This window comes from Peribacillus sp. (assembly GCF_059453735.1).
In genome coordinates this window covers 1-4,727 of record NZ_JAZVJO010000202.1, presented here as the reverse complement: position 1 = coordinate 4,727, position 4,727 = coordinate 1, and the positions used below count along the sequence as shown (strand labels likewise).

5 protein-coding genes are annotated in these 4,727 nt (G+C 38.8%); 2 read left to right on the top strand and 3 right to left on the bottom strand.

Annotation, left to right across the window (positions count from 1 at the left end; all coding sequences use genetic code 11):
- The first annotated feature begins 112 nt into the window (after window positions 1-112).
- On the top strand, window positions 113-874 hold the full coding sequence (locus AC52RT_RS06415; RefSeq protein ID WP_495539979.1) for an SDR family oxidoreductase: 762 nt from the start codon (window positions 113-115) through the stop codon (window positions 872-874).
- Window positions 875-998: 124 nt separating this feature from the next.
- Here AC52RT_RS06415 and pruA read toward each other — a convergent pair whose 3' ends face one another.
- Window positions 999-2,573 carry an L-glutamate gamma-semialdehyde dehydrogenase gene (pruA, locus tag AC52RT_RS06410; protein WP_495539978.1) on the bottom strand — a complete coding sequence of 525 codons (1,575 nt, stop codon included), beginning with the start codon at window positions 2,571-2,573 and terminating at the stop codon, window positions 999-1,001.
- Window positions 2,574-2,729: 156 nt separating this feature from the next.
- Here pruA and AC52RT_RS06405 point away from each other — a divergent pair, with 156 nt between their 5' ends.
- On the top strand, window positions 2,730-3,278 hold the full coding sequence (locus AC52RT_RS06405) for a helix-turn-helix domain-containing protein (RefSeq protein WP_495539977.1): 549 nt from the start codon (window positions 2,730-2,732) through the stop codon (window positions 3,276-3,278).
- A gap of 219 nt (window positions 3,279-3,497) precedes the next feature.
- Here AC52RT_RS06405 and AC52RT_RS06400 read toward each other — a convergent pair whose 3' ends face one another.
- Both AC52RT_RS06400 and AC52RT_RS06395 read right to left on the bottom strand, forming a co-directional pair.
- Window positions 3,498-4,166: a hypothetical protein gene (locus tag AC52RT_RS06400; protein WP_495539976.1), complete on the bottom strand. Its 669-nt coding sequence runs from the start codon at window positions 4,164-4,166 to the stop codon at window positions 3,498-3,500.
- A 99-nt stretch (window positions 4,167-4,265) separates the two neighbouring features.
- On the bottom strand, window positions 4,266-4,664 hold the full coding sequence (locus AC52RT_RS06395) for a hypothetical protein (protein WP_495539975.1): 399 nt from the start codon (window positions 4,662-4,664) through the stop codon (window positions 4,266-4,268).
- Between the last annotated feature and the right edge of the window lie 63 nt (window positions 4,665-4,727).

Here is a 4,727-nt window from a genome sequence, read left to right as displayed (position 1 = left end):
CGACACACTCCCGTCAAATATTCGCTATTTTATCCACCTATCATTTGTACCCAATCAAAGATACGTTTATACTTAATGTAAATATAAGTAAAAAAAGTAATTAGGAGGAAATATTATGAAGTTAGAAGGCAAAGTTGCCATTGTTACAGGTGCCGCATCAGGAATGGGCAAAGAGATCGCTAGATTGTATGCACAAGAAGGCGCCAACGTTATCCTTTCAGATATTAATAAAGAGGCTGTGGAATCAGTTGCTGCAGACATTGAAAGAGAAGGTGGAAAAGCCGTTGCTGTAATGGCTAATGTAGCAAAAGAAGAAGATGTTCAAGCCATGATTGATTTGGCTGTTGAAAAGTTTGGGACGCTGGACATTCTTGTCAACAATGCTGGAATTATGGATAACTTCATTCCTGCTGCTGAACTTACAGACGAGCATTGGGAACGGATCTTCGCGGTGAATACGACATCTGTTATGCGAACAACCAGAAAAGCCCTTTCTATTTTTCTTGCAAAAGAACAAGGGATCATCATTAATGTCGCTTCTGTCGGCGGACTCTTCGGTTCAAGAGCGGGTGCGGCATATACAGCTTCCAAACATGCAGTCATCGGCTTCACCAAAAACGTAGGCTTCCAATACGCTGGTAACGGTATTCGTTGCAATGCTATTGCTCCAGGTGGTGTTAATACGAACATTGGAACCACTATGAGTGAGCCAAACGAGTTCGGCATGCAAAAGGCAATGAGCGGCGCTGCCGGTAACCCACGGTCCGGTGAATCGATTGAAATTGCCAAAGTTGCGTTATTCCTTGCCAGTGATGATGCAAGCTTTGTCAATGCCACGACCATCACAGCTGATGCTGGCTGGACAGGGTATTAAATACTAGCAGTTACTTAAAACTCCCGATAAACACAACGGGAGTTTTTCTATTATTTACAACATAAAGAGACCGGATGCAGAACTACGTTCACTGCATCCGATCTCTAAGAAGAAAATGATTTCTTTATTTACTTACTCTTGACGTTAATTTTCCTTGTGTAAACAATAAGAGGTAATCGTATCCACCTGCTTTTGAATCTGTTCCTGACATATTGAACCCGCCAAACGGCTGCGCACCGACTAATGCACCTGTACACTTTTTATTGATGTATAAATTGCCACAGTGCATATGATCAAGAGCAAACGAAATTCGTTCTTCATTTTCAGAGAAATAAGCACCTGTCAGACCGTAATCTGTGTCGTTATAGATGGCAATCGCTTCCTGCCAATCCTTTGCCTTAGCAAGCGCTAGAACAGGTCCAAAAATCTCTTCTTGCATAATTCGCGCTTTAGGATCCACATCTGCAAAAACAGTTGGTTGAATGTAATAGCCATTGCCATCTGCTTTATTTCCACCGTTGAGCAATCTTCCTTCTCCCTTGCCGATTTCGATATAGCTCATCACTTTGTCGAAAGACTTCTGATCGATAACCGGTCCAACAGGATAATTTTCGGCAGGAGTACCTACCTCTAATTTACTCACTAATGAGGTAACTTTTTCAACCACCTGATCATACACAGACTCTACGATGATGGCGCGTGATCCCGCTGAACATTTTTGGCCTTGGTAACCAAAAGCTGATGCGACAATTGCTTTTGCTGCAGCATCTAAATCGGCCGTTTCATCCACAACCACTCCGTCTTTCCCACCCATTTCAGCAATGACTCGCTTCAGCCAAATCTGACCTGGCTGTACTTTAGAAGCCCGTTCATAAATCCGACAGCCAACGGCACGAGAGCCCGTGAATGAGATAAATCGTGTTTTAGGGTGTTCAACCAGGTATTCGCCTACCTCAATTCCATCCCCTGGCACATAGTTTAGTACTCCATCAGGAAGCCCTACTTCTTTCATCAACTCGACGAACTTCGCTGCAATGACTGGAGCAGAATCTGCCGGCTTCAGAATGACCGTATTTCCAGACACAATTGCCGCTACCGTTGTACCTGCCATAATGGCCAGTGGGAAGTTGAAAGGAGAAATGATTACGCCTACCCCAAGAGGAATGTACGTCATTTGATTATTTTCCCCTTCAATTTTAGTAAGCGGGCGATGAATACTTGTTTCACTAAGACGAATCATCTCTCTTGCATAAAACTCAAAAAAATCAATTGCTTCCGCCGTATCAGCATCAGCCTCGGCCCAGTTCTTCCCAGTTTCCAACACTAATAGGCTAGAGAATTCATGTTTGCGCTCTCTCAACAAAGCGGCTGCCCTAACCAAATAGTCTGCACGCTCGACAGCCGGTACTTGCTTCCAGCTTTCAAAGGCTTCTAATGCCACGTTCATGGCTGAATCAACAATTTCACTAGTTCCCTTGCTGACCTTACCGATGATTTGATCAATATTACCTGGATTGATCGAGATGATTTTTTCATCAGTCGAAATCTTCTCACTGCCTATGTATAAAGGAATTTCACGTCCAAGTTCCTTTGAAACTTTCGCTAACGCATGTTCCATTGCCTGTTTATTTTCATTCGTAGAAAAATTTGTGAATGGCTCATTCTTAAATTCTGAAAGTTTTTTAGCTGTTGTAGTCATAATAATCTCTCCCTACTAACTGTTTTTTATCTAAAATTGAAGTGTCACTTTAATTTTTCCCTTGTTAATGATATATTATGGATGATTAAGAAAAATCAGTCAATAGTTTTACAAACAAATTTTTCTAATTTTTACAAAAGACAAAGGGGAATACGTATGGCTCACCAAATAGGAGAATCGTTAAAACGTCTCCGTCGCGAACAAAAAAAAACCCTCAAACAAATTGCCGAGAAAACGGGTCTATCCATTAGTTTTCTCTCTCAAGTGGAACGGTTAAAATCTTCTGTCACCATTGAATCATTAACAAAAATTGCTGAGTCCTTGAATGTTAGTCCTACATATTTTTTTAGTGACAATGACCATCCCAGAAGCGTAATCCGAAGAAAAACGCCTAACGATCAGGTTGATTTTCAACAATCCAGGTTTAGTTATCAAAGTTTAGCAGGAGACATACCGAATCCTGATTTTGAACCGATGATTGTTACCGTCCTCCCTAATCAAGAGCAGGTACATACCTTCACCCATAATGGACAAGAATTCATTTACGTACTATCCGGTGTGCTAACCGTCATGTATGAAGAGGAAGAGGTCGATCTTACTCCAGGAGACAGTTTTCATGTCGAATCTTCTAAACCTCACAATTGGTATAACCGAACTGATGATATCGTCAAAATGGTCTATGTCCGGTCACACTTTTTTGAGTAAATAAAAAAGACCGACAATTCAAACTGTCGGTCTTACTAAATAGGAAGCTTAATAAATAAAGGAAGTTGAATACACCTCTATAACTTTACCGGAAGTACATTTCCTCTTTTTGACTCACTCACAACTATTACCTAAAACCATTCCACCTCTATTTTTAGAGGCATCTTTTTCATTGTTTAATTTAGAGAACTATTTTTCCAGCTATCTTGATGACAGTTATTATGGATTTTTAATGTTTGAAACCAGGAAAGTAATTAACAAACTTCCGTCATCTAATTTGCTCTGACTTAAGACATACTTAATATCCCCCATAATAAGTTCGACTTCTCCGCTATTTTTTATTTTTTCGTTAAAATTCATTGTTTTGTATAAAGAATCTTTTACATCTTGGTTTGCAACGGATGTGAAAACAGCTAAAGTGATTTCTTTAAACTCGTTTATTTCTTTATCAGTTTTTAACCCAAACCCATATAAATATAATTCAGTAAACATCATAGAGTCTGAAAGCATTGAACCCTTTATGAATATCTTATCGCTGAGGTCAGCCGAGACACTAACTGAACCATACCTAACGGGTCCAAAATCAATAGAACGGTCAATTTTTAAATCACTGAAATATTTATTATATGTATACTCAAAAACAGAAGGGTCGAGATTATCGCCAATATAATGATTAGCTGAAAGTTCTTTATCAATGTAGTTAGAATAATGTTGTTTATCTTTTACTTGTGTGGTTTCTACGGGGAGTTTTTCTTTCTTGGTTTCTTGCTTTGTTTCTTGTTTGGGTTCATAATTCTTATTTGGGTCTTCTGCAAAAGAGTACATTACAATACCAAAGAGTCCCAAAGCTATGACAGCGATAGCACTCCACATTAGTTTTAACTGCATGAAAAAGTCACTTCCTTTATTAGTAGTTTCGTACAGTTGTGGTCTTCACTGTTTTCATCAATATATTTCATTACCTTTTCGAATTCCATCGTCTACCTCCTATCGATTAATACTTTTATTTGATTCGCCGTTCGGTATTTCGATAGTTTCCTTGTTGCCATCCCACTCTATAGTAACTTCTTTGGGGATACTTTTAAAATTACAGTCTTCACACTTATCTTGAAATTTTAGTTTATTATCATCGTCTAACTCTAACTTTAAATCTTCACCTTCACTGTTAAAGGTTCTGTCACCTTTGTTCATATTAATGTGAACCTTGTTAACTTTCATACTCTCATCATTTCTAATTATTTCATAGATTTCATCTGTACCTTTATTGACGGAATTCAATGTATAATTAACTGACCAATGCTTACCTTCCACAAAGGTGTTAACAGAATCTTGACTGCATCCTGTTAAAAGCATCAGTGTCGGTATCACGAGAAATTTTAATTTCATGTCATCCCCCTATTTTTAATGATCTAATCCCCAGAGAGGTTGTATACTTACCTCAAATTTATT